Below are 18,548 nucleotides of genomic sequence, written 5' to 3' on the forward strand. Positions count from 1 at the left end.
TTAGAATTTTAATCCACCTTCTCTAGCACCATCTGCTAAAGCTTTGATTCTACCATGATATACGAAACCGTTACGATCAAAAACTACAGTTTCAATTCCTTTTGCAATAGCTTTAGCAGCTAATGCTTTACCAACTGATACAGAAACTTCAGATTTTGTACCTTCTACAGCAACACCTTTTTCACGAGATGATGCAGAAGCTAAAGTTACTCCATTGTTATCGTCAATAATTTGAGCGTAAATTTCTTTGTTAGAACGGTAAACTGATAAACGAGGTTTAGTTTCTGTTCCAAAAATATTTCGACGCACGCGTCTTTTTATTTTTTGTCTTTTTTCTACTTTAGATAATGCCATTTTTCAATGATTTTTATGCAGATTTACCTGCTTTTCTTCTAATAATTTCTCCTACGAATTTAATTCCTTTTCCTTTGTAAGGCTCTGGCTTACGGTAAGAACGAATTTTCGCTACAATCATTCCTAATAATTGATTATCATGAGATGATAATGTAATAATAGGATTTTTACCTTTTTCTGTTAAAGTTTCAACTTTAATTTCAACAGGTAATTCAATAACGATATTGTGAGAGAAACCTAATGACAAATCTAATTTTTGTCCGTTGTTAGATGCTCTATAACCAACACCAACTAATTCTAATTGTTTTTTAAAACCTTCTGTTACACCAGTAATCATGTTATTGATTAATGAACGGTATAAACCATGTAAAGCTTTGTTATCTTTAGAATCGTTTGGACGAACTACAGTTAAAACTCCGTCTTCGATTGTTAAATCAAATCCTTCTTTTAACTCTCTTGTCATTGTAATGTTGTTACCTTTTACAGTAACTACGTTATCTTTAAATTCAACAGTTGCTGCTGCAGGGATGTTGATATGTGCGTGTCCTATTCTTGACATAATTTCTTAATTTTTTAAAAGATTAATAAACAAAACATAAAACTTCACCACCTACATTCTCTTGACGAGCTTGTTTATCTGTCATCACACCTTTAGAAGTTGAGATGATAGCAACACCTAAACCGTTTAATACACGAGGTAATTCTTTAGATCCTGCGTATTGACGTAAACCTGGAGTTGAAGCTCTTTTGATTTTACGGATAGCTGGCTCTTTAGTAACTTTGTCGTACTTTAAAGCGATTTTAATTGTTCCTTGAGGTTGATCTTGTCCTTCGAATTTGTAGTTCAAGATGTAACCTTGTTCAAATAAGATCTTAGTGATCTCTTTTTTAATTTTAGATGCAGGAATTTCCACTACTTTGTGTCCTGCCATCATTGCATTTCTAACGCGAGTTAGAAAATCTGAAATTGGATCTGTATACATAAATAATTCTATAGTATAGCGCGTAAGCACTACTTTTAAAATTAAACTTTTACCAAAATGCACTATGCATTTGGGTTGCAAATATATTGCATATTTTTTAATTACAAACTATTAATCTAAATAATTTATTTTTAATCGTTTTATAACTAGGGATTAAGACAAAACATGAAACTCAATCTTTATATTTATTTATCTTTTTAATCGATCTCAACAATTAATTCTTGATGTAATCTTCTATTTTTATTCTTAAAAAATAGCTGAAAGTCAAAACAATTTATATAAATTTGATTTGGCTTTAGGGGTATTCTGAAAAGAATTGAGAGAGTCCCTTTGAACCTGATACGGTTAACACCGACGTAGGGAAAAGCAATATCTATGCAATTATTTAATATTTGCAACGCTTTATTTTCAAAGAAAATCCTCTTTAGCCATTAATTGTTTCATCTAAAAAATTATCAATTAATGGAAAATCTAATTATTCAAAATTTACATGCTGTCCGGACAAAAAATCCGCTTGTTCACAACATCACCAATTTTGTGGTGATGAACAATACTGCAAATGCTCTTTTGGCAATTGGAGCATCGCCTGTTATGATACATGCACACAAAGAAGTGGAAAATATCGTCAAAATCTCAAATGCATTAGTCATCAATATCGGAACTCTTGATGATTATTGGGCAGAAAGCATGCTAATTGCAGCAAAAAAAGCAGATCAACTGAATAAACCTTGGGTATTAGACCCTGTTGGAGCTGGAATTTCAACTTTCAGAAATGAACTTATAAAAGAACTGCTTCGCTATCATCCTACTGTCATAAGAGGAAATGCTTCAGAAATTTTAGCTTTAGATACCTTCGAAGCTGTTCAGGGAAAAGGAGTCGACAGTACACATCAAAGTAATCAAGCGATAAAAGCAGCACACAATTTAAACCAGAAAATTGGATCTGTTGTTTGCATTTCAGGTGCTTCAGATTTTATTGTATCCAACAATCCGATAATTGAAATTAAAAATGGTCATGAATTGATGACTAAAGTTACTGGTTTAGGTTGTTCAGCAACAGCTAGCATCGGTGCTTTTATTGGCCTTAATAAAAATCCTTTCCTCGAAACGGTTAGCGGCATGGCCATATTTAGTTTAGCAGGTGAATTGGCACAGAAAAAAAGTAATGGCCCAGGAACCTTACAAATGAATTTGTATGACACGTTATACCATATATCTGCAGAAGAAATTCAAACAAATTTGAAAATCTCAGTTTATGAAGATTAATCCAACTTTTCCTTATCCTTTGTATTTAGTCATTTCTGAAAAAGATTGTACGCATCTTCATTGGTTAGATGTTGCAGAGCAAGCAATTATAGGTGGGGTTGATATCATTCAGCTTCGGGAAAAAAATTGCACTGTCAGCGAGTATATTTCAAAAGCTACAATATTAAAAAAAATTACGGACCACTACAATATCCCTTTGATTATTAACGATTCATTAGAAGTCGCAACCGCTGTTAATCCTTGGGGAATACATGTCGGGCAGTCAGATATATTACCTTCTGAAATTCACAAAAATGCACAAGCTCTAAAAAATATTGGTTGGTCTTTAGAAATTATCAAACAGTTGAATGATGATGAAATGAAATATGTACATCATTTAGGGGTAAGTCCAATATTTTCGACTCCAACAAAAACCAATACGATTACTGAATGGGGTTTTGAAGGATTAAAATTTTTGAAAACTAAAACATCAAAACCATTGATTGCAATTGGCGGAATTAATGAAAGTAATATTGCTAAAATCATACAAGCCGGTGCAGATAGTGTTGCAATTGTTTCTGCAATTTGCGGAAGCAAAAATCCAAAAAAATCTGCCCAAATTTTAAAACAAATTATTAACGAAAATGAATACCATCCAAAAAGCATATAGTGTCTTAACAATTGCCGGATTTGACGGAAGCGGTGGCGCTGGCATACAAGCTGATACCAAAACAATTTCCGCTCATGGCTGTTATGCAACAAATGTATTGACAGCCTTGCCTGTTCAAAATACACAAGGCGTACAAAATATTTACGAAATTCCTGCACAAGCAATTCGTGAACAAATTCAATCCATATTAGAGGATATTTATCCTGATGCAATAAAAATTGGAATGGTTCATAGTGTTGAATTGGTTCATATCATTTCAGAGGAATTAAAAAATTACAATAGACCGATTGTTTATGACCCTGTCATGGTTGCGACAAGTGGACATCGGTTAATCAAAGAAGAAACACTTGAAGCTTGCATAGAAAAGCTTTTTCCTTTGGCCACGCTTATCACGCCAAATCTTGATGAAGCAAGTATTTTGGTAAATCATAAAATTGATTCTGCTGAATTGATGCTTTCTTATGGAGAAACGATTTTAAATTTAGGTTGTCAGAATCTTTTATTAAAAGGCGGACATCTTCAGCAAGAAAAAATTATCAGTTATTTATTTCAAAAAGAACAACCTGTACAAAGTTATACCTCTCAAAAAATAGAGACAAAAAATACGCATGGTTCAGGCTGCACACTATCTTCTGCAATTGCGTGTAATTTAGCTTTGGGGGTTTCACTCACACAAAGTGTACAACTAGCACAAGAATATGTTGAACAAGCAATATTAGGAAGTAAAGACCTAACAATTGGAAAAGGAAATGGACCTCTTAATCATTTATTTAATCCACAAAAATTAAAAACCTATGACATTCACAACTAAAGCTTGGGAAACCATCGCGCCTATTTACAATGATATTCTAAATATGCCTTTTATAATTGAATTGCAAAATGGGTCATTACCAATAGAGAAATTTCAGTTTTACATGTTACAAGATGCAAAATATTTGGAACATTTTGGGCGAGTATTAGCTGCCATTGGATCAAAATCTGAAGACAATCAACAAGCCATTGACTTTTTCGAATTCGGAAAAAATGCATTAATTGTTGAACGTGCTTTACACGAATCCTATTTTGAGGATTTTGGATTATCGCAAAACATCATCATCGAAACACAACCTGTTTGTCACCATTATTCACATTTCTTAAAAAGTACAGCTGCATTCGAACCTATTGAAATTGCATTAGCTGCTGTTTTGCCTTGCTTTTGGATTTATAAAGAAGTTGGTGATGAAATCATCAAAAATCAAACAAAAGAAAATAATCCATATCAAAAATGGATTGAGACCTATAGTGGAGATGAATTTGGTGAAAGTGTAAAAAAAGCGAAAAGTTATGTTGATAAGATTGCAGAAGGAGCAACTGAAAAAATAAAAGAACAAATGCTAGAAGCTTTTGTCAAAGCAAGCGAATTAGAATTTCAGTTTTGGAATGCATCTTATGAAAATATCACATGGGAAAGAAAATAAATGCCATCTTTTTTGATTTTGATGGGGTAATCGTAAATAGTCAACAATTATGGGAGCTGATGTTTGATGAAGTCATTAAAATATATCGGTTGGATACGATATGTTTGGTAGAAAATGACGGAATGAATTTCACAACAAATGAAGCAATCCAATTGATGTTAGAAAATCAGCAACGCTTTACAAATCATTTGTACGAGGAAATAATCGATTGGACAGAAAAATTTTATGTCGAAAACTTTCATCAGTTTGTACAATTAAATGACCACGTTGCTGAGATGTTGGAACATTTAAAAGCCAATCAAATTCAAATTGTTCTTGTTTCCAATTCCTCTAGAAGACAAATTAAGTATGCTTTTCAACAATTAAAACTTCATTCCTATTTTGATCACACTATTTCAGCAGATGATGTTTCAAAAGGCAAACCAAATGCAGAACCTTATTTAAAAGCTTTATCATTATGCGAAAAGCAAAAGGAAGAAGTTTTAGTTATCGAAGATTCACTCACCGGAATTAATTCAGCAAAAGATGCTGGTTTAAATTATAAAATTTACAACAATTCAGATTTTTGTCTTCAGCCAAATTACATAGCTGATTTTAGGGAATTGATCAAAGAAATATAAACCTTACAAAAACAAAAAAATCCTTACTCAATAAAGAGTAAGGATTTAATATTTCTAAAGCTATTGGTAAATTACCAAGACGCTTTTTTAACACCTGGGATTAACCCTTCGTTCGCCATTTCGCGGAAAGTTACACGAGAGATCCCGAAAGTTCTCATGTATCCTCTTGGACGACCTGTTAATTTACAACGGTTGTGTAAACGTACAGGAGAAGCGTTTTTAGGTAATTTTTGTAATGCTTCGTAGTCACCAGCTTCTAATAAAGCTTGACGTTTCGCAGCATATTTAGCAACTAATGCTTCTCTTTTGCGCTCACGCGCTTTCATTGATTCTTTAGCCATGACTTCTTATTTTTCTTTAGTAAATGGTAATCCGAATTTAGATAATAAAGCTTTTGCTTCTTTATCTGTGTTCGCTGAAGTTACAAAGGTAATATCTAAACCTTGAATTTTCTTGATTTTATCAATATTAATTTCTGGGAAGATAATTTGCTCTTTGATACCTAAGTTATAGTTACCTCTACCGTCGAAACCTGTAGAAGAAATACCGCTAAAGTCACGTACACGTGGTAAAGCTGCAGATACTAAACGATCTAAGAATTCGTACATTTTCTCACCACGTAAAGTTACTTTAGCACCAATTGGCATTCCTTTACGTAATTTGAAAGCTGCTTCATCTTTCTTAGAAATTGTTCCTACTGCTTTTTGACCAGTGATTAATTCTAACTCTTCGATAGCGTAATCAACGATTTTTTTGTCAGCTGTAGCCGCACCTAAACCTTGAGATAAAACAATTTTCTCTAATTTAGGAACTTGCATAATAGATTTGTATCCGAACTCTTCTTTAAGAGCAGCTACAATCTCTTCTTTATATTTAACCTGCGGACGAGGTGTGTATGTTGTTGTACTCATCTTAGATAGCTTTTCCTGATTTTTTAGCAATTCTTACTTTTTTCCCTCCTTCTTCTTTGATCGCTACTTTCGTTGCTTTCCCAGTTTCTGGATCTACTAAAGCCAATTTACATAAATAGATTTGAGCTTCTTTTTCAACAACTCCACCTTGTGGATTTTGTGCGCTTGGCTTTACACGTTTTTTTGCAATATTAACCCCTTCAACGATAGCTTTAGCTTTGTCAGGGAATACGCGTAACACAGTACCAGTTTGACCTTTGTTAGATCCTGATAAAACGACTACTTTGTCTCCTTTTTTAATTTTTAACTTTGCCATGTTGTTCTATTATAATACCTCTGGGGCTAATGATACAATTTTCATATATTCTTTATCACGTAACTCACGAGCAACTGGACCGAATACACGAGTACCACGCATTTCTCCTTGAGTGTTCAATAATACACATGCATTATCGTCGAAACGGATATATGAACCGTCTTTTCTACGAACTTCTTTTTTAGTTCTAACTACAACAGCTTTTGATACAGCACCTTTTTTAACGTTTCCTGAAGGTGTAGCTTCTTTGATCGCAACTACGATTTTGTCACCTACTGATGCGTATCTTCTTTTAGTACCACCTAAAACGCGGATTACTAATGCTTCACGAGCTCCTGTGTTATCTGCAACTTTTAATCTAGATTCTTGTTGTAACATAACTTATCTTATTTAGCTCTTTCAATGATTTCTACTAATCTCCATCTTTTGTTTTTAGACAAAGGACGAGTCTCCATGATACGCACTGTGTCACCTTCGTTACACTCGTTATTTTCGTCGTGCGCTGTATATTTCTTCGTTTTTAAAACGAATTTCCCATAGAATGGGTGCTTTTGCTTCTTAGTTTCAGCTACAACAATGGTTTTTTCCATTTTGTTTGATGTAACTAAACCTACTCTTTCTTTTCTTAATTTTCTTTCCATCAGTTACAGATTACTGTTATGATTGTTTTTCGTTTAACACGGTATTCAAACGAGCAATTGTTCTGCGTAAGTCTCTAATACCGATTGGATTTGCTACAGGAGAAACAGCGTTTGTCAATTTTAATTGATCGTAGTTCGCTTGTTCTTCAGCTATTTTAGCTTGTAACTCCTCAACACTTAGATTTCTAATATCTGCTGCTTTCATTTTTTCTTAATTTTTGAAATTATTAATTTTGGAAATCACGTGCAACGATAAACTTAGTCTTAACAGGTAACTTCTGAGCTGCTAAACGCAATGCTTCAGTTGCAACCTCTACTGGCACACCTCCTACTTCGAATAAGATACGACCTGGTTGTACAGGAGCTACCCAATATTCTGGTGCACCTTTACCTTTACCCATACGTACCTCTGCTGGTTTCTTAGTAATTGGTTTATCTGGAAATATTTTAATCCATAATTGACCCTCTCTCTTCATGAAACGAGTTGCAGCAATACGAGCTGCCTCGATTTGACGTGCTGTAATAAACGCTTCGTCTAAAGATTTGATCCCGAAAGTCCCGTAAGCTAATTGAGTTCCTCTGTGAGAAACACCTTTCATCTTACCTTTTTGGGTTTTTCTAAACTTTACTCTTCTCGGTGATAACATATCTACTTAATTCTTTATGTTAGTTGTTAAACTAAATTATCGCTTTCTATTATTAGATCTTTCACCTCCCTTTCTGTTGTTGTCAGACTTTTTTTGTTTTTTCTGTAATCCAACTAAAGGAGATAATTCTCTCTTACCATATACCTCACCTTTCATGATCCATACTTTGATCCCTAAACGACCATAAGTTGTATGAGCTTCTGAAATGTGGTAATCAATGTCTGCACGGAATGTAGACAAAGGAATACGTCCATCTTTATAAGTTTCAGAACGTGCCATCTCTGCACCGTTTAAACGACCAGAGATTTGAACTTTGATTCCTTCTGCGTTCATTCTCATTGCTGATTGAATTGCCATTTTAATAGCACGACGGTAAGAAATACGATTCTCAATTTGACGAGCGATACTATCCCCTACTAAGATTGCATCTAATTCTGGTCTCTTAATTTCGAAGATGTTAATTTGAACCTCTTTACCAGTGATTTTCTTTAACTCTTCTTTTAATTTGTCAACTTCTTGTCCACCTTTACCAATAATGATACCTGGACGAGCAGTAGTTACAGTTACTGTAACTAATTTTAAAGTACGATCGATGTAAATACGAGAAACTCCGGCTTTAGACAAACGTGCTCTTAAATAAGTACGAATTTTTGCATCTTCTGCAATTTTATCACCGTAATCATTTCCACCGTACCAGTTAGAATCCCATCCTCTGATGATTCCTAAACGATTTCCGATTGGATTAGTTTTTTGTCCCATATTCTTAATCTTGTACTTTTTGTTTATCTTCTTTAGTTCCTAAAACCAAAGTTACATGGTTTGAACGTTTTCTGATTCTATGTGCTCTACCTTGAGGTGCAGTACGAATTCTTTTTAATTGACGTGCACTATCAACAGAGATTTCTTTAACATATAATCCAGCTTCTTCAACATCAGCTCCTTCATTTTTGATTTGCCAGTTAGCGATAGCGCTTAATAACAATTTCTCTAAACGGATTGAAGCGTGGTTTTTAGTATATTTTAAAATACCTAAAGCTTTTTGAATTTCAACTCCACGGATAATATCTACTACTAATCTCATCTTACGAGGAGAAGTAGGAACATTATTTAATTTCGCAAAAGCTACCTGCTTGTTAGCTTCTTTGATTCTTTCGTTACTTAATCTTTTTCTAGATCCCATGGCCCTTTACTATTTTTTTCCTTTGTTTTTAGCTCCGGCATGACCTCTAAAAGTACGTGTAGGAGCGAACTCACCTAATTTATGACCTACCATATTCTCAGTAACATAAACAGGAATAAATTGCTTTCCGTTGTGTACTGCGATTGTTTGACCAACAAAATCAGGAGAAATCATTGATGCTCTTGACCATGTTTTGATCACGTTTTTGCTACCGCTTTCTACGTTAGCAAGAACTTTCTTTTCTAATTTATAGTGGATGAATGGTCCTTTTTTTAATGAACGTGCCATAAATTATTTTTTTCTTCTTTCAACAATATATTTGTTAGACGCTTTCTTCTTGTCACGAGTTTTGTAACCTTTCGCTGGAATACCGTTACGAGAACGAGGGATACCTCCTGTCGCACGACCTTCACCACCACCCATTGGGTGATCTACAGGGTTCATAACCATTGGACGAGTTCTTGGACGACGACCTTGCCATCTAGAACGACCAGCTTTACCAGAAACTTCTAACTGATGGTCTGTGTTAGAAACAACACCTACTGTTGCTTTACACTCCACTAAAATCATTCTTGATTCACCACTTGGTAACTTAACGATAGCATATTTACCATCACGCGCAACTAATTGAGCATAAGTACCTGCACTTCTTGCCATAACTGCTCCTTGCCCTGGACGTAATTCAATACAAGAGATTACTGTACCTAATGGCATATTTTTAAGCTTCATAGCATTACCTACTTCTGGTTCTACGTTTTCACCTGAAACAATTACTTGTCCAGCTTTCAAACCATTTTGAGCAATAATGTAACGTTTTTCACCATCTTCGTAAGATAATAAAGCGATGAATGCAGTTCTGTTTGGATCGTATTGTACAGATTCTACAGTTGCAGCACCTTCTTTATCACGTTTGAAGTCGATGATACGATATTTTTGTTTGTGTCCACCACCGATATAACGCATTGTCATTTTACCAGTGTTGTTACGTCCACCCGATTTAGATTTTCCTTCAACTAATGTCTTTTCTGGCTTAGCATTTTTATCTACTGCCGCAAATTCATTAACCACTCTAAAACGTTGTCCCGGGGTGATAGGTTTTAATTTTCTTACTGACATTTTTTAATTCTTAAATTATCCGAACAACTCTATTTCTTGACCTTCAGCTAAGCTAACGATCGCTTTTTTCAACTTATTTGTTTTTCCAGTTTGAAAACCTGTTTTTGTGTAACGAGTTTTTACTTTTGGAGCAGATACTAAAGTACTAACAGAAACTACAGATACACCGTAAGTTTTTTCTACAGCTTCTTTAATTTGAATTTTGTTAGCTTTTGTGTCTACATAAAACGAATATTGCCCTAACAACTCACTGTTATTAGTTGCTTTTTCTGAAATTACTGGTTTAATTATGATTCCCATTTTCTTCGTCTTATTTTGTTAAATTTTCTTGAACTGTTGCTAAAGAACCTTCTAAAAATACGATTTGAGAAGCATTGATTAAATCAAATACATTTAATTCCTCAGTTGTAACAACTTTAACTTTTTGTAAGTTACGAGAAGATAAATATACATTGCTATTAGATTCACCTAATACGAATAATGATTTTGTGTTCTCTAATCCTAAATCAGTTAAAACAGTTTTGAACTCTTTAGTTCTTGGAGCTTCGAAAGAAAAGTTTTCAACAACTTTGATTTCATTCTCAGCTAACTTTTGTGATAAAACTGATTTTTTAGCTAATCTCTTTTGTGCTTTGTTTAATTTGAAAGAGTAGTTTCTTGGACGTGGTCCGAAAACTCTACCTCCTCCTCTAAACACTGGAGATTTGATAGAACCAGCACGAGCTGTACCTGTTCCTTTTTGCTTTTTGATTTTACGAGTTGATCCCGCAATCTCAGCTCTTTCTTTTGCTTTGTGCGTTCCTTGGCGTTGAGCTGCTAAATATTGTTTAACTTCTAAGTACACTGTGTGTGTAGAAGGCTCAATTCCGAAAACTGCCTCGTCTAAAGATACTGTTCTTCCAGTTTCTTGACCTTTGATGTTTAATACTACTACTTCCATCTTCTAACGATTACGTATGAATTTTTAGGACCTGGGATAGCACCTTTAACAATTAAAAGATTTTTCTCAGTATCCACTTTAAGTACTTTTAAGTTCTGAACAGTAACTTGTTTACCACCCATTCTTCCAGCCATACGCATTCCTTTGAATACACGAGATGGATCTGAACCAGCACCGATAGAACCTGGAGCTCTTAAACGGTTATGTTGACCGTGTGTAGCTTGACCTACCCCACCGAAACCATGACGTTTAACAACACCTTGGAAACCTTTTCCTTTTGAAGTACCTGTAATACTTACAAATTCTCCTTCGTTGAATAATTCAACGTTAACTTCTCCTCCTAGAGTTAAAGAGTTCACGAATTCTTCACCGTAAAACTCAACTAACTTTCTCTTTGGAGTAGTTCCAGCTTTTTTAAAGTGACCTTTTAAAGCATTAGTCGTGTTTTTTTCTTTTGCGTCATCGAAACCAAGTTGAGCAGCAACGTACCCATCTTTCTCTACGGTTCTGACTTGAGTAACCACACATGGCCCAGCCTCTACGATTGTCACAGGAATATTTTTCCCGTTCTCATCAAATAAGCTAGTCATCGCGATTTTTTTACCAATGATACCTGACATTTGATTAAAATATGTTAATAATTTGTTTAATATTTCAGAGAATGTGGACTTTCGACCACTAGAGATCTTCTCTAAAATTAGCATGCAAATGTATGAATTAATTTGTAAACAACAAACTTTCAATTGATTATTTTTCAAAAGTTTACAAACAGCGAAAAATATCAATCAAAGCATTCTTAATAGCAATTCATAAAAAAACCCTGAGATGTGCACGTCTCAGGGTTTATATTTATTTAAAATACAGCTAACTATACTTTAATTTCTACTTCAACACCACTAGGTAATTCTAACTTCATTAAAGCATCAACTGTTTTAGATGAAGAAGAATAAATGTCTAATAATCTTTTGTGAGCTGATAATTGAAATTGCTCGCGAGATTTTTTGTTAACGTGTGGAGATCTTAAAACTGTAAAGATTCTTTTGTGAGTTGGTAATGGAATTGGTCCATTAACAACAGCTCCTGTAGCTTTTACAGTTTTTACGATTTTTTCAGCTGATTTATCAACTAAAGAATAATCGTAAGATTTTAATTTTATTCTAATTTTTTGACTCATTTTTCTTGAATTAAGCGTTACCTTTTGCTTTAGCAATTACAGCTTCAGACACGTTTGTTGGTGCTGGAGCGTAGTGATCGAATTCCATTGTAGATGTAGCACGACCAGAAGATAATGTACGTAATGAAGTTACATATCCGAACATTTCTGCTAATGGAACCATAGCTTTAATAACTTTAGCGTTATTTCTGTCATCCATTCCTGATACTTGACCACGACGACGGTTTAAGTCACCTACAATATCACCCATGTTTTCTTCTGGAGTTAAAACCTCTAACTTCATGATAGGCTCTAAGATTTGAGCACCAGCAGCTTTTGCAGCAGCTTTGTAACCCATTTGAGCAGCTAACTCGAAAGATAATTGGTCAGAATCCACAGGGTGGAAAGATCCATCTTTTAAAGTAACTTTTAACGAATCCATTTCGAATCCTGCTAAAGGTCCATTCTTCATTGCAGCTTTGAAACCTTTCTCAATAGAAGGGATAAATTCTTTAGGAACGTTACCACCTTTAATTTCTGAAACGAATTCTAAACCTACTTTTCCTTCATCTGCTGGTCCCATTTCGAAAACGATATCAGCAAATTTACCACGACCACCTGATTGTTTTTTGTAAACCTCACGGTGATTAGCTGGACGAGAGAATGATTCTTTGTACTCTACTTGAGGCTCACCTTGGTTAACCTCTACTTTAAATTCACGTTTTAAACGGTCAACGATGATATCTAAGTGTAACTCACCCATACCAGAAATAACTGTTTGACCAGAAGCCTCATCAGTTTTTACTTGGAATGTTGGATCTTCTTCAGCTAATTTAGCTAAAGCCATACCTAATTTATCAACGTCAGCTTTCGTTTTAGGCTCAACTGCGATACCAATTACTGGATCTGGGAAGTCCATAGACTCTAATACGATAGGTGCTTTTTCATCACATAAAGTATCTCCTGTTTTGATATCTTTGAAACCTACTGCAGCCCCAATATCACCTGCTTCGATTCTCTCGATAGGCTCTTGTTTGTTAGCGTGCATTTGGAAGATACGAGAAATACGTTCTTTGTTACCAGAACGAGTATTTAATACGTAAGATCCAGCGTCTAATCCACCTGAATAAGCACGGAAGAATGCTAAACGACCTACGAATGGGTCAGTAGCAATTTTGAATGCTAATGCTGCGAATGGCTCATCAACTGAAGGTTTTCTTGAGATAGGCTCGTCAGTTTTTGGGTCAGTTCCTGGGATCGCTTCTTTATCACTTGGTGATGGTAAGTAACGACATACAGCATCTAACATGAATTGTACACCTTTGTTTTTGAACGAAGATCCACAAGTCATTGGGATGATAGACATATCTAATGTTGCAGCACGTAATGCAGCGTGAACTTCTTCTTCAGTAATAGAGTTTTCGTCCTCCATGTACTTCTCTAATAAGTTCTCGTCATACGCAGCTACTTCTTCAATTAATTGACCACGGAATTGTCTTACATCGTCAACCATATCAGCTGGGATTTCAACAACATCAAATGTAGAACCATGATTCTCATCATGCCATACAATTGCACGGTTTTTAATTAAATCTACAACTCCTTTAAAGTCTGCTTCGTCTCCGATTGGTAAAACGATAGGAACAGCGTTTGATCCTAACATTTCACGTACTTGACGACAAACATTTAAGAAATCAGCTCCTTGACGGTCCATTTTATTAACGAAACCTAAACGAGGAACTTTATAGTTATCTGCTAAACGCCAGTTTGTTTCAGACTGAGGTTCAACTCCATCAACTGCTGAGAATAAGAAAACTAAACCATCTAAAACACGTAAAGAACGGTTTACCTCTACTGTAAAGTCAACGTGACCAGGAGTGTCAATAATATTAAAGTGGTATCCTTTAGCGTCTGGTAATGGTTTACCTTGTTCTGTTGGGAATGTCCAATCTACTGTTACAGCTGCAGAAGTAATTGTAATACCTCTTTCAGCTTCTTGCTCCATCCAGTCAGTTGTAGCTGATCCTTCGTGAGTTTCTCCAATTTTGTGATTCTTACCTGAATAGAATAAGATACGCTCTGTCGTTGTAGTTTTTCCTGCATCGATGTGAGCAGCAATACCAATGTTTCTTGTGTATTTTAAATCTCTTGCCATCGTGTATTAGAATCTAAAGTGAGAGAATGCTTTGTTAGCTTCTGCCATTTTGTGAGTATCTTGACGTTTTTTAACGGCAGATCCTTCCTCTTTAGCAGCTGCAATAATTTCTCCAGCTAATTTTTGAGCCATCGATTTCTCGTTTCTGTTACGAGAATATTTGATTAACCATTTCATTGCTGTTGAAATTTTACGGTCTGGACGAATTTCCATTGGAATTTGGAATGTAGCTCCACCAACACGGCGAGAACGTACTTCTACGTGAGGCATTACATTAGATAATGCTTCTTTCCAAATGTCTAATGAAGTTTTTTCTGCATCTTCTTTACGAGAATCTACGATTTCTAACGCATCATAGAAAATTTTGAATGCTACAGATTTTTTTCCGTCGTACATTAAGTTGTTTACGAAACGAGTTACTAACTGATCATTAAATTTAGGATCTGGAAGTAAAGGTCTTTTTTTAGCTCTTGTCTTTCTCATCTTACCTTAAATTTATTTTTTAGCATCTTTAGGACGTTTCGCTCCATACTTACTTCTACGTTGAGTACGTCCGTTTACTCCCGCAGTATCTAACGCTCCACGTACAATGTGGTAACGCACACCTGGTAAATCTTTAACTCTACCTCCTCTAACCAATACTATCGAGTGCTCTTGAAGATTATGACCTTCACCACCGATGTACGCGTTAACTTCTTTCCCGTTTGTTAATCTAACACGAGCAACTTTACGCATTGCTGAGTTAGGTTTCTTAGGAGTTGTAGTGTAAACACGTGTACAAACACCGCGGCGTTGTGGACATGATTCCAATGCAGCCGATTTACTCTTCTTGGTTAGTTTTTTTCTACCTTTTCTAACTAATTGTTGAATTGTTGGCATACTAATTAAATTTCCTTTTAAATTTGGATTAAACCCATTTTTTGGGCATGCAAAACTACAAAATATTCTAGCAAAAAAAAATATTTAGACATTTATTTTGCATTGATTTATAAAATTTTATAATTCGCTAAGTATTTTTTTACAGTATTTTAATATAGGAGAAAGATTTCACCAAGAAAATCAATAATGGTAAAATCTTTTATTTGAAAAATGATAATAATCGCGAATAATTGAAAAAATTATTTGAGAATTGCCAACTCAAAACAGAAAGTAGAACCTTTATGTAATTCTGATTTGACATAGATTTGACCATTGCTTTTATTTATGATTTCAGCACAAATAAACAATTCTAATCCAAAACCATTAATTCCTTGTTCATATTCGCTACCTACTCTGAAATATTGATCAAAAACTTGGTGAATTTTATTTTGAGGAATTCCAAAACCGTTGTCTTTTATTGAAACTTTTGCATTTGGCCAAATTTCACTGCATTGTTAATAACATTCTCAAAACTTGCCCTATTCTATCCCTATCACCACGTATATATCCAGCACTTTCTTTAGTCAAAATAATTGTATGTGTTTTTGTAGACATCTGCTGCTCTTCTACAATTTCAGCAACCAAATCTTCCATCAAAAAAAATAGAATCTTGTAAAACCATTCGTCCACTTTGGATTTTGGTAACATCTAACAAATCTGAAATCAACTTATTCAGTTTATTAATTTGTGTTTCCATTTTCTTAACAACTTCAGCATTTTTTTCATCTCCTTGTTTCCGAAGATTTATTTCTACAGATTGTGCATACAATTTTAAACTTGTCAAAGGCGTTTTCAGTTCATGACTAGCTATTCCAATAAAATCGTCTTTTTGTTTCTGTAATTGTATGAAATCATCAATATCTGTACAAGTTCCAATCCAAAGTTCGGTTTCGTCATATCATTACAAACTCTTTTTCCACGTGCTAAATACCATTTGCTAATATTGGTAATTGGATTCACTAATTGATATTCTACCTCATAAGTAGAATTTTGATGAACTGCATCCATCCAGCTATTTCTAACTTTATCAAGAAAATTCGGATGCATTAAACTCCAAAAACTTTTGTCAGGATCGGTATCAACTCCTAAACCGAAAGCATCGTACCAATTTTTATTAAAATATGTTACAACACCATCTTTATCTGAAGTCCAAACAAATTGAGGCATAAAATCTGCTAAAATTTTGAATCATTTTTCGTTAGCTTCTAATTTATTTTTATATTCAATTTCATTGGTAACATCATAGCCTAATGTCAAAATATATTCTACCTTATCTTCTTCATCTTTGATTGGTTGCAAAATATAATTGATATATTTTGTATCACCATTTCTATCCAAAACTGATGCCCTCTTTTTTCAATTTGCACACCTGTTTTATAAACTAATTGTAATTCTTTGTAAATAGGACGATCTTTTATATATGAAACCGTATCTTCTAGAATAGAATCTATTTTGATATCGTGCCCCCAAATTTTATTCGATAATTTATTTGATAATCTATATCTAAAAATTTCTCCTTCTAAAACATTTATCGAAACAGGTACATGATCCAAAAATGCTTTTAATAAATTCTCAATTTTTTTTTAAGTTTTTCTCGTGTTTCTATCGAATCTGTAATATCAATAGATGAAACGATAATAGAACTTACCTCTCCATTATTATCCAATTTTGGACGAAGTAGCAAATGCAAAAACTTAGTATAAAGAAGGTTATTATAAAAATATTCTACTTTAAATTCTTTTTCTTCTTGTTCTTTTTTCTCTTCAAATACCCGGTGATATAATTGAATTACATTGTCAGTTTCCAATTCTGACAAAACATCAAAAAATCTATTTCCGGAAATAGCGTTTCCTCTTCCCAAAAAGTCAATCATTTTTTGATTAACCACTTCAATAATTGGATCAATTCCTGTAAGAACAATAGTAGACGTTAAAGAATTAGAAACGATGTAATCAAAATTTGTAAGCATATTCATCAATCGGTTCTCGTAATAATTTTGTTGAATAATTTCCATTACAACAACAGAAACACTTTCTACACAATTATTTTCTTGATTAATAACGGATGAAACAACAAATTCCAAAAAATTACATTTTTCTCTATCTCCATGTTTTACATTTACAACCTTTACTTCTTTCGAGACATCATTACAATCATAAGCTTTTGTAATCATTGTATAAATTTCATGAAACTGATCATTTTCAAAAAATTGATTTTGCATTAATCTCAATTTCATTATTTTGCAAGCCTAAAAAAATATTGAAATTTGAATTTGCATAAGATAATAACAATTCATTACCAAAAAATTGAGTGAAACCTATAGGACTTTGATCCACAAAACTTGTAGATAGAATATGAGATTTATATTGAGGACGTAGAGGTTTCATTCGATAATAATGGACTGTTATAATTTTACCTATTTTTAATTAATAAAACATTAAATATTAATCATTTTATATCGAGTGAAAAAAAATTTAATTTTAAGCAATTAAAATTGAAAAGATTATCAAGTTTATTTCGTGTAAACATTTATTTAATGTTAATTTTACATTAGAAAAATTAATTTTGCACTTCAAAACATTATTAAATGTCGGTAAACTCATTTTTTAAATTATTTACTCCAAAGGATAAAGTTTTCTATCCTTTGTTCGAGGAGGCTTCAAAAAGTTTAATCAAATTAGCTGAATTGTTACATGAATGTGTAAACGCACCAGTTGAGGAACGCGAAGATTACATCGCACAAATTTCTAAAATTGAAAGTAAAATTGAATATCTTACTCAAAAAACAAATTTAGAGTTAAGCAAAAACTTTATCACGCCTTTTGACAGAGAAGATATTTATCAATTAGTAAAATCTATCGATTATGTTGCAGATAATTTAAATGGTGCAGCGAATCGTATCAATATTTATCAAGTAGATAAAATTACAAAATCTATCCGCAAAATTACAGCTGTTAACTTAGAGGCTTGTCAATTAATCGGTGAAGGAATTGAGCAATTGAAAGATTTGAGAAACGTAAATCGTATTTACGAAATATGTGAACGAATCAATAAATTAGAAAATAAATCGGACCGTATTTTTGATAAAGCGGTTCAAGAAATTTTTGAGAACGAAACTGATGCCAAAAACATCATCAAATACAAGGAAGTTTTATCTTCATTAGAATCTGCAACAGATAAATGTAAAAGTGTTGCAAATGTATTGGAAGCAGTAGCGGTAAAACACTCATAACCAGAACTTA

At 33.8% G+C, this 18,548-nt stretch carries 33 protein-coding genes and 1 riboswitch; of the genes, 6 read left to right on the forward strand and 27 right to left on the reverse strand.

The annotated features are described in order from the left end of the window. From rplR to rpsH, 3 genes are read right to left on the reverse strand one after another with little or no spacing between them, the layout of a single operon-like run. Positions 1 to 354, reverse strand: a complete 354-nt coding sequence (gene rplR, locus B3I31_RS11460; RefSeq protein WP_114999013.1) for a 50S ribosomal protein L18 — start codon at positions 352 to 354, stop codon at positions 1 to 3. A 13-nt stretch (positions 355 to 367) separates the two neighbouring features. Next, on the reverse strand, positions 368 to 913 hold the full coding sequence (gene rplF, locus B3I31_RS11465; RefSeq protein WP_219034155.1) for a 50S ribosomal protein L6: 546 nt from the start codon (positions 911 to 913) through the stop codon (positions 368 to 370). A gap of 22 nt (positions 914 to 935) precedes the next feature. Beyond that, positions 936 to 1,337, reverse strand: a complete 402-nt coding sequence (gene rpsH, locus B3I31_RS11470) for a 30S ribosomal protein S8 (protein ID WP_019974187.1) — start codon at positions 1,335 to 1,337, stop codon at positions 936 to 938. 287 nt (positions 1,338 to 1,624) lie between these two features. Beyond that, a riboswitch (TPP riboswitch) is annotated at positions 1,625 to 1,717 on the forward strand. 82 nt (positions 1,718 to 1,799) lie between these two features. On the opposite strand from rpsH, the gene thiM reads away from it, so the two are divergent. The 5 genes from thiM to B3I31_RS11495 are packed head-to-tail and all read left to right on the forward strand — an operon-like array spanning position 1,800 to position 5,329. Continuing rightward, entirely contained in the window at positions 1,800 to 2,603 is an 804-nt protein-coding gene (gene thiM / locus B3I31_RS11475) for a hydroxyethylthiazole kinase (RefSeq protein ID WP_221853935.1), read from the forward strand. Then, on the forward strand, positions 2,593 to 3,252 hold the full coding sequence (gene thiE, locus B3I31_RS11480) for a thiamine phosphate synthase (RefSeq protein WP_038335526.1): 660 nt from the start codon (positions 2,593 to 2,595) through the stop codon (positions 3,250 to 3,252). Before thiM ends, thiE begins: the two co-directional genes overlap by 11 nt. Then, positions 3,227 to 4,063: a bifunctional hydroxymethylpyrimidine kinase/phosphomethylpyrimidine kinase gene (thiD, locus tag B3I31_RS11485; protein WP_038335524.1), complete on the forward strand. Its 837-nt coding sequence runs from the start codon at positions 3,227 to 3,229 to the stop codon at positions 4,061 to 4,063. Before thiE ends, thiD begins: the two co-directional genes overlap by 26 nt. Beyond that, entirely contained in the window at positions 4,047 to 4,709 is a 663-nt protein-coding gene (gene tenA, locus B3I31_RS11490; protein WP_291058707.1) for a thiaminase II, read from the forward strand. The genes thiD and tenA overlap by 17 nt, the downstream gene beginning before the upstream one ends. Further along, positions 4,694 to 5,329, forward strand: coding sequence for an HAD family hydrolase (locus tag B3I31_RS11495; protein WP_125349695.1), 636 nt, complete (start codon positions 4,694 to 4,696; stop codon positions 5,327 to 5,329). Before tenA ends, B3I31_RS11495 begins: the two co-directional genes overlap by 16 nt. Before the next feature lie 71 nt (positions 5,330 to 5,400). Here B3I31_RS11495 and rpsN read toward each other — a convergent pair whose 3' ends face one another. The 24 genes from rpsN to B3I31_RS11605 form a co-directional block, all read right to left on the reverse strand. Further along, positions 5,401 to 5,670 (reverse strand): 30S ribosomal protein S14, encoded by a 270-nt coding sequence (gene rpsN, locus B3I31_RS11500; RefSeq protein WP_019974193.1) that lies wholly within the window; start codon positions 5,668 to 5,670, stop codon positions 5,401 to 5,403. A 6-nt stretch (positions 5,671 to 5,676) separates the two neighbouring features. After that, the gene (rplE, locus tag B3I31_RS11505; RefSeq protein ID WP_038335516.1) at positions 5,677 to 6,240 is read right to left on the reverse strand and encodes a 50S ribosomal protein L5; all 564 of its coding nucleotides are present in this window, start codon (positions 6,238 to 6,240) and stop codon (positions 5,677 to 5,679) included. Between the two features lies 1 nt (position 6,241). Continuing rightward, the gene (rplX, locus tag B3I31_RS11510) at positions 6,242 to 6,556 is read right to left on the reverse strand and encodes a 50S ribosomal protein L24 (protein WP_038335509.1); all 315 of its coding nucleotides are present in this window, start codon (positions 6,554 to 6,556) and stop codon (positions 6,242 to 6,244) included. 9 nt (positions 6,557 to 6,565) lie between these two features. Beyond that, positions 6,566 to 6,934, reverse strand: coding sequence for a 50S ribosomal protein L14 (gene rplN, locus B3I31_RS11515; protein WP_019974196.1), 369 nt, complete (start codon positions 6,932 to 6,934; stop codon positions 6,566 to 6,568). Between the two features lie 8 nt (positions 6,935 to 6,942). Continuing rightward, on the reverse strand, positions 6,943 to 7,197 hold the full coding sequence (gene rpsQ / locus B3I31_RS11520; protein ID WP_019974197.1) for a 30S ribosomal protein S17: 255 nt from the start codon (positions 7,195 to 7,197) through the stop codon (positions 6,943 to 6,945). Between the two features lie 16 nt (positions 7,198 to 7,213). After that, positions 7,214 to 7,402, reverse strand: coding sequence for a 50S ribosomal protein L29 (gene rpmC, locus B3I31_RS11525; RefSeq protein ID WP_038335494.1), 189 nt, complete (start codon positions 7,400 to 7,402; stop codon positions 7,214 to 7,216). Between the two features lie 22 nt (positions 7,403 to 7,424). After that, positions 7,425 to 7,844, reverse strand: coding sequence for a 50S ribosomal protein L16 (gene rplP / locus B3I31_RS11530; RefSeq protein WP_038335490.1), 420 nt, complete (start codon positions 7,842 to 7,844; stop codon positions 7,425 to 7,427). Positions 7,845 to 7,880: 36 nt separating this feature from the next. Then, positions 7,881 to 8,603, reverse strand: coding sequence for a 30S ribosomal protein S3 (gene rpsC, locus B3I31_RS11535; RefSeq protein ID WP_019974200.1), 723 nt, complete (start codon positions 8,601 to 8,603; stop codon positions 7,881 to 7,883). A 4-nt stretch (positions 8,604 to 8,607) separates the two neighbouring features. Continuing rightward, a complete protein-coding gene (gene rplV, locus B3I31_RS11540; protein WP_019974201.1) occupies positions 8,608 to 9,024 on the reverse strand; it encodes a 50S ribosomal protein L22 in 417 nt (138 codons plus the stop codon). Positions 9,025 to 9,033: 9 nt separating this feature from the next. Beyond that, complete coding sequence (gene rpsS, locus B3I31_RS11545; protein ID WP_019974202.1) at positions 9,034 to 9,312, reverse strand: 30S ribosomal protein S19; 279 nt, start codon at positions 9,310 to 9,312, stop codon at positions 9,034 to 9,036. Between the two features lie 3 nt (positions 9,313 to 9,315). Continuing rightward, positions 9,316 to 10,140 (reverse strand): 50S ribosomal protein L2, encoded by an 825-nt coding sequence (rplB, locus tag B3I31_RS11550; protein WP_038335472.1) that lies wholly within the window; start codon positions 10,138 to 10,140, stop codon positions 9,316 to 9,318. 15 nt (positions 10,141 to 10,155) lie between these two features. After that, positions 10,156 to 10,440, reverse strand: coding sequence for a 50S ribosomal protein L23 (rplW, locus tag B3I31_RS11555; protein ID WP_038335466.1), 285 nt, complete (start codon positions 10,438 to 10,440; stop codon positions 10,156 to 10,158). A gap of 10 nt (positions 10,441 to 10,450) precedes the next feature. Beyond that, positions 10,451 to 11,080: a 50S ribosomal protein L4 gene (gene rplD, locus B3I31_RS11560; protein WP_038335460.1), complete on the reverse strand. Its 630-nt coding sequence runs from the start codon at positions 11,078 to 11,080 to the stop codon at positions 10,451 to 10,453. Next, positions 11,071 to 11,700 (reverse strand): 50S ribosomal protein L3, encoded by a 630-nt coding sequence (gene rplC / locus B3I31_RS11565; protein ID WP_038335606.1) that lies wholly within the window; start codon positions 11,698 to 11,700, stop codon positions 11,071 to 11,073. The genes rplD and rplC overlap by 10 nt, the downstream gene beginning before the upstream one ends. A 248-nt stretch (positions 11,701 to 11,948) precedes the next feature. Continuing rightward, positions 11,949 to 12,254, reverse strand: coding sequence for a 30S ribosomal protein S10 (gene rpsJ / locus B3I31_RS11570; RefSeq protein WP_019974208.1), 306 nt, complete (start codon positions 12,252 to 12,254; stop codon positions 11,949 to 11,951). A 10-nt stretch (positions 12,255 to 12,264) separates the two neighbouring features. Continuing rightward, positions 12,265 to 14,388, reverse strand: a complete 2,124-nt coding sequence (gene fusA / locus B3I31_RS11575; RefSeq protein WP_219034156.1) for an elongation factor G — start codon at positions 14,386 to 14,388, stop codon at positions 12,265 to 12,267. 6 nt (positions 14,389 to 14,394) lie between these two features. Then, positions 14,395 to 14,871: a 30S ribosomal protein S7 gene (gene rpsG, locus B3I31_RS11580; RefSeq protein WP_019974210.1), complete on the reverse strand. Its 477-nt coding sequence runs from the start codon at positions 14,869 to 14,871 to the stop codon at positions 14,395 to 14,397. A 12-nt stretch (positions 14,872 to 14,883) separates the two neighbouring features. Further along, positions 14,884 to 15,267: a 30S ribosomal protein S12 gene (rpsL, locus tag B3I31_RS11585; protein ID WP_019974211.1), complete on the reverse strand. Its 384-nt coding sequence runs from the start codon at positions 15,265 to 15,267 to the stop codon at positions 14,884 to 14,886. 239 nt (positions 15,268 to 15,506) lie between these two features. Then, positions 15,507 to 15,749 (reverse strand): ATP-binding protein, encoded by a 243-nt coding sequence (locus tag B3I31_RS14630; RefSeq protein ID WP_409516648.1) that lies wholly within the window; start codon positions 15,747 to 15,749, stop codon positions 15,507 to 15,509. A 1-nt stretch (position 15,750) separates the two neighbouring features. Further along, the gene (locus B3I31_RS11590; RefSeq protein WP_291058710.1) at positions 15,751 to 15,954 is read right to left on the reverse strand and encodes a hypothetical protein; all 204 of its coding nucleotides are present in this window, start codon (positions 15,952 to 15,954) and stop codon (positions 15,751 to 15,753) included. Further along, complete coding sequence (locus tag B3I31_RS14635; RefSeq protein ID WP_312350007.1) at positions 15,881 to 16,090, reverse strand: histidine kinase dimerization/phospho-acceptor domain-containing protein; 210 nt, start codon at positions 16,088 to 16,090, stop codon at positions 15,881 to 15,883. The genes B3I31_RS11590 and B3I31_RS14635 overlap by 74 nt, the downstream gene beginning before the upstream one ends. A gap of 23 nt (positions 16,091 to 16,113) precedes the next feature. Further along, positions 16,114 to 16,473 carry a PAS domain-containing protein gene (locus B3I31_RS11595; RefSeq protein WP_291058712.1) on the reverse strand — a complete coding sequence of 120 codons (360 nt, stop codon included), beginning with the start codon at positions 16,471 to 16,473 and terminating at the stop codon, positions 16,114 to 16,116. 21 nt (positions 16,474 to 16,494) lie between these two features. Further along, entirely contained in the window at positions 16,495 to 16,644 is a 150-nt protein-coding gene (locus B3I31_RS11600; RefSeq protein ID WP_291058714.1) for a hypothetical protein, read from the reverse strand. Positions 16,645 to 16,867: 223 nt separating this feature from the next. Beyond that, the gene (locus B3I31_RS11605; RefSeq protein ID WP_291058716.1) at positions 16,868 to 17,527 is read right to left on the reverse strand and encodes a hypothetical protein; all 660 of its coding nucleotides are present in this window, start codon (positions 17,525 to 17,527) and stop codon (positions 16,868 to 16,870) included. A 366-nt stretch (positions 17,528 to 17,893) separates the two neighbouring features. On the opposite strand from B3I31_RS11605, the gene B3I31_RS11610 reads away from it, so the two are divergent. Next, complete coding sequence (locus tag B3I31_RS11610) at positions 17,894 to 18,538, forward strand: DUF47 domain-containing protein (protein ID WP_019974212.1); 645 nt, start codon at positions 17,894 to 17,896, stop codon at positions 18,536 to 18,538. Positions 18,539 to 18,548: the final 10 nt, after the last annotated feature.

The organism is Empedobacter sp. UBA3475 (assembly GCF_002378465.1).
Classification (GTDB): Bacteria; Bacteroidota; Bacteroidia; order Flavobacteriales; family Weeksellaceae; genus Empedobacter; species Empedobacter falsenii_B.

What these genes read in the sequence shown, in the direction of transcription:
- rplR (WP_114999013.1), bottom strand. Translation starts at nt 354, where the DNA reads ATGGCATTATCTAAAGTAGAAAAAAGACAAAAAATAAAAAGACGCGTG.
- rplF (WP_219034155.1), bottom strand. Translation starts at nt 913, where the DNA reads ATGTCAAGAATAGGACACGCACATATCAACATCCCTGCAGCAGCAACT.
- rpsH (WP_019974187.1), bottom strand. Translation starts at nt 1,337, where the DNA reads ATGTATACAGATCCAATTTCAGATTTTCTAACTCGCGTTAGAAATGCA.
- thiM (WP_221853935.1), top strand. Translation starts at nt 1,800, where the DNA reads ATGGAAAATCTAATTATTCAAAATTTACATGCTGTCCGGACAAAAAAT.
- thiE (WP_038335526.1), top strand. Translation starts at nt 2,593, where the DNA reads ATGAAGATTAATCCAACTTTTCCTTATCCTTTGTATTTAGTCATTTCT.
- thiD (WP_038335524.1), top strand. Translation starts at nt 3,227, where the DNA reads ATGAATACCATCCAAAAAGCATATAGTGTCTTAACAATTGCCGGATTT.
- tenA (WP_291058707.1), top strand. Translation starts at nt 4,047, where the DNA reads ATGACATTCACAACTAAAGCTTGGGAAACCATCGCGCCTATTTACAAT.
- B3I31_RS11495 (WP_125349695.1), top strand. Translation starts at nt 4,694, where the DNA reads ATGGGAAAGAAAATAAATGCCATCTTTTTTGATTTTGATGGGGTAATC.
- rpsN (WP_019974193.1), bottom strand. Translation starts at nt 5,670, where the DNA reads ATGGCTAAAGAATCAATGAAAGCGCGTGAGCGCAAAAGAGAAGCATTA.
- rplE (WP_038335516.1), bottom strand. Translation starts at nt 6,240, where the DNA reads ATGAGTACAACAACATACACACCTCGTCCGCAGGTTAAATATAAAGAA.
- rplX (WP_038335509.1), bottom strand. Translation starts at nt 6,556, where the DNA reads ATGGCAAAGTTAAAAATTAAAAAAGGAGACAAAGTAGTCGTTTTATCA.
- rplN (WP_019974196.1), bottom strand. Translation starts at nt 6,934, where the DNA reads ATGTTACAACAAGAATCTAGATTAAAAGTTGCAGATAACACAGGAGCT.
- rpsQ (WP_019974197.1), bottom strand. Translation starts at nt 7,197, where the DNA reads ATGGAAAGAAAATTAAGAAAAGAAAGAGTAGGTTTAGTTACATCAAAC.
- rpmC (WP_038335494.1), bottom strand. Translation starts at nt 7,402, where the DNA reads ATGAAAGCAGCAGATATTAGAAATCTAAGTGTTGAGGAGTTACAAGCT.
- rplP (WP_038335490.1), bottom strand. Translation starts at nt 7,844, where the DNA reads ATGTTATCACCGAGAAGAGTAAAGTTTAGAAAAACCCAAAAAGGTAAG.
- rpsC (WP_019974200.1), bottom strand. Translation starts at nt 8,603, where the DNA reads ATGGGACAAAAAACTAATCCAATCGGAAATCGTTTAGGAATCATCAGA.
- rplV (WP_019974201.1), bottom strand. Translation starts at nt 9,024, where the DNA reads ATGGGATCTAGAAAAAGATTAAGTAACGAAAGAATCAAAGAAGCTAAC.
- rpsS (WP_019974202.1), bottom strand. Translation starts at nt 9,312, where the DNA reads ATGGCACGTTCATTAAAAAAAGGACCATTCATCCACTATAAATTAGAA.
- rplB (WP_038335472.1), bottom strand. Translation starts at nt 10,140, where the DNA reads ATGTCAGTAAGAAAATTAAAACCTATCACCCCGGGACAACGTTTTAGA.
- rplW (WP_038335466.1), bottom strand. Translation starts at nt 10,440, where the DNA reads ATGGGAATCATAATTAAACCAGTAATTTCAGAAAAAGCAACTAATAAC.
- rplD (WP_038335460.1), bottom strand. Translation starts at nt 11,080, where the DNA reads ATGGAAGTAGTAGTATTAAACATCAAAGGTCAAGAAACTGGAAGAACA.
- rplC (WP_038335606.1), bottom strand. Translation starts at nt 11,700, where the DNA reads ATGTCAGGTATCATTGGTAAAAAAATCGCGATGACTAGCTTATTTGAT.
- rpsJ (WP_019974208.1), bottom strand. Translation starts at nt 12,254, where the DNA reads ATGAGTCAAAAAATTAGAATAAAATTAAAATCTTACGATTATTCTTTA.
- fusA (WP_219034156.1), bottom strand. Translation starts at nt 14,388, where the DNA reads ATGGCAAGAGATTTAAAATACACAAGAAACATTGGTATTGCTGCTCAC.
- rpsG (WP_019974210.1), bottom strand. Translation starts at nt 14,871, where the DNA reads ATGAGAAAGACAAGAGCTAAAAAAAGACCTTTACTTCCAGATCCTAAA.
- rpsL (WP_019974211.1), bottom strand. Translation starts at nt 15,267, where the DNA reads ATGCCAACAATTCAACAATTAGTTAGAAAAGGTAGAAAAAAACTAACC.
- B3I31_RS11590 (WP_291058710.1), bottom strand. Translation starts at nt 15,954, where the DNA reads ATGTTACCAAAATCCAAAGTGGACGAATGGTTTTACAAGATTCTATTT.
- B3I31_RS11595 (WP_291058712.1), bottom strand. Translation starts at nt 16,473, where the DNA reads ATGCCTCAATTTGTTTGGACTTCAGATAAAGATGGTGTTGTAACATAT.
- B3I31_RS11605 (WP_291058716.1), bottom strand. Translation starts at nt 17,527, where the DNA reads ATGCAAAATCAATTTTTTGAAAATGATCAGTTTCATGAAATTTATACA.
- B3I31_RS11610 (WP_019974212.1), top strand. Translation starts at nt 17,894, where the DNA reads ATGTCGGTAAACTCATTTTTTAAATTATTTACTCCAAAGGATAAAGTT.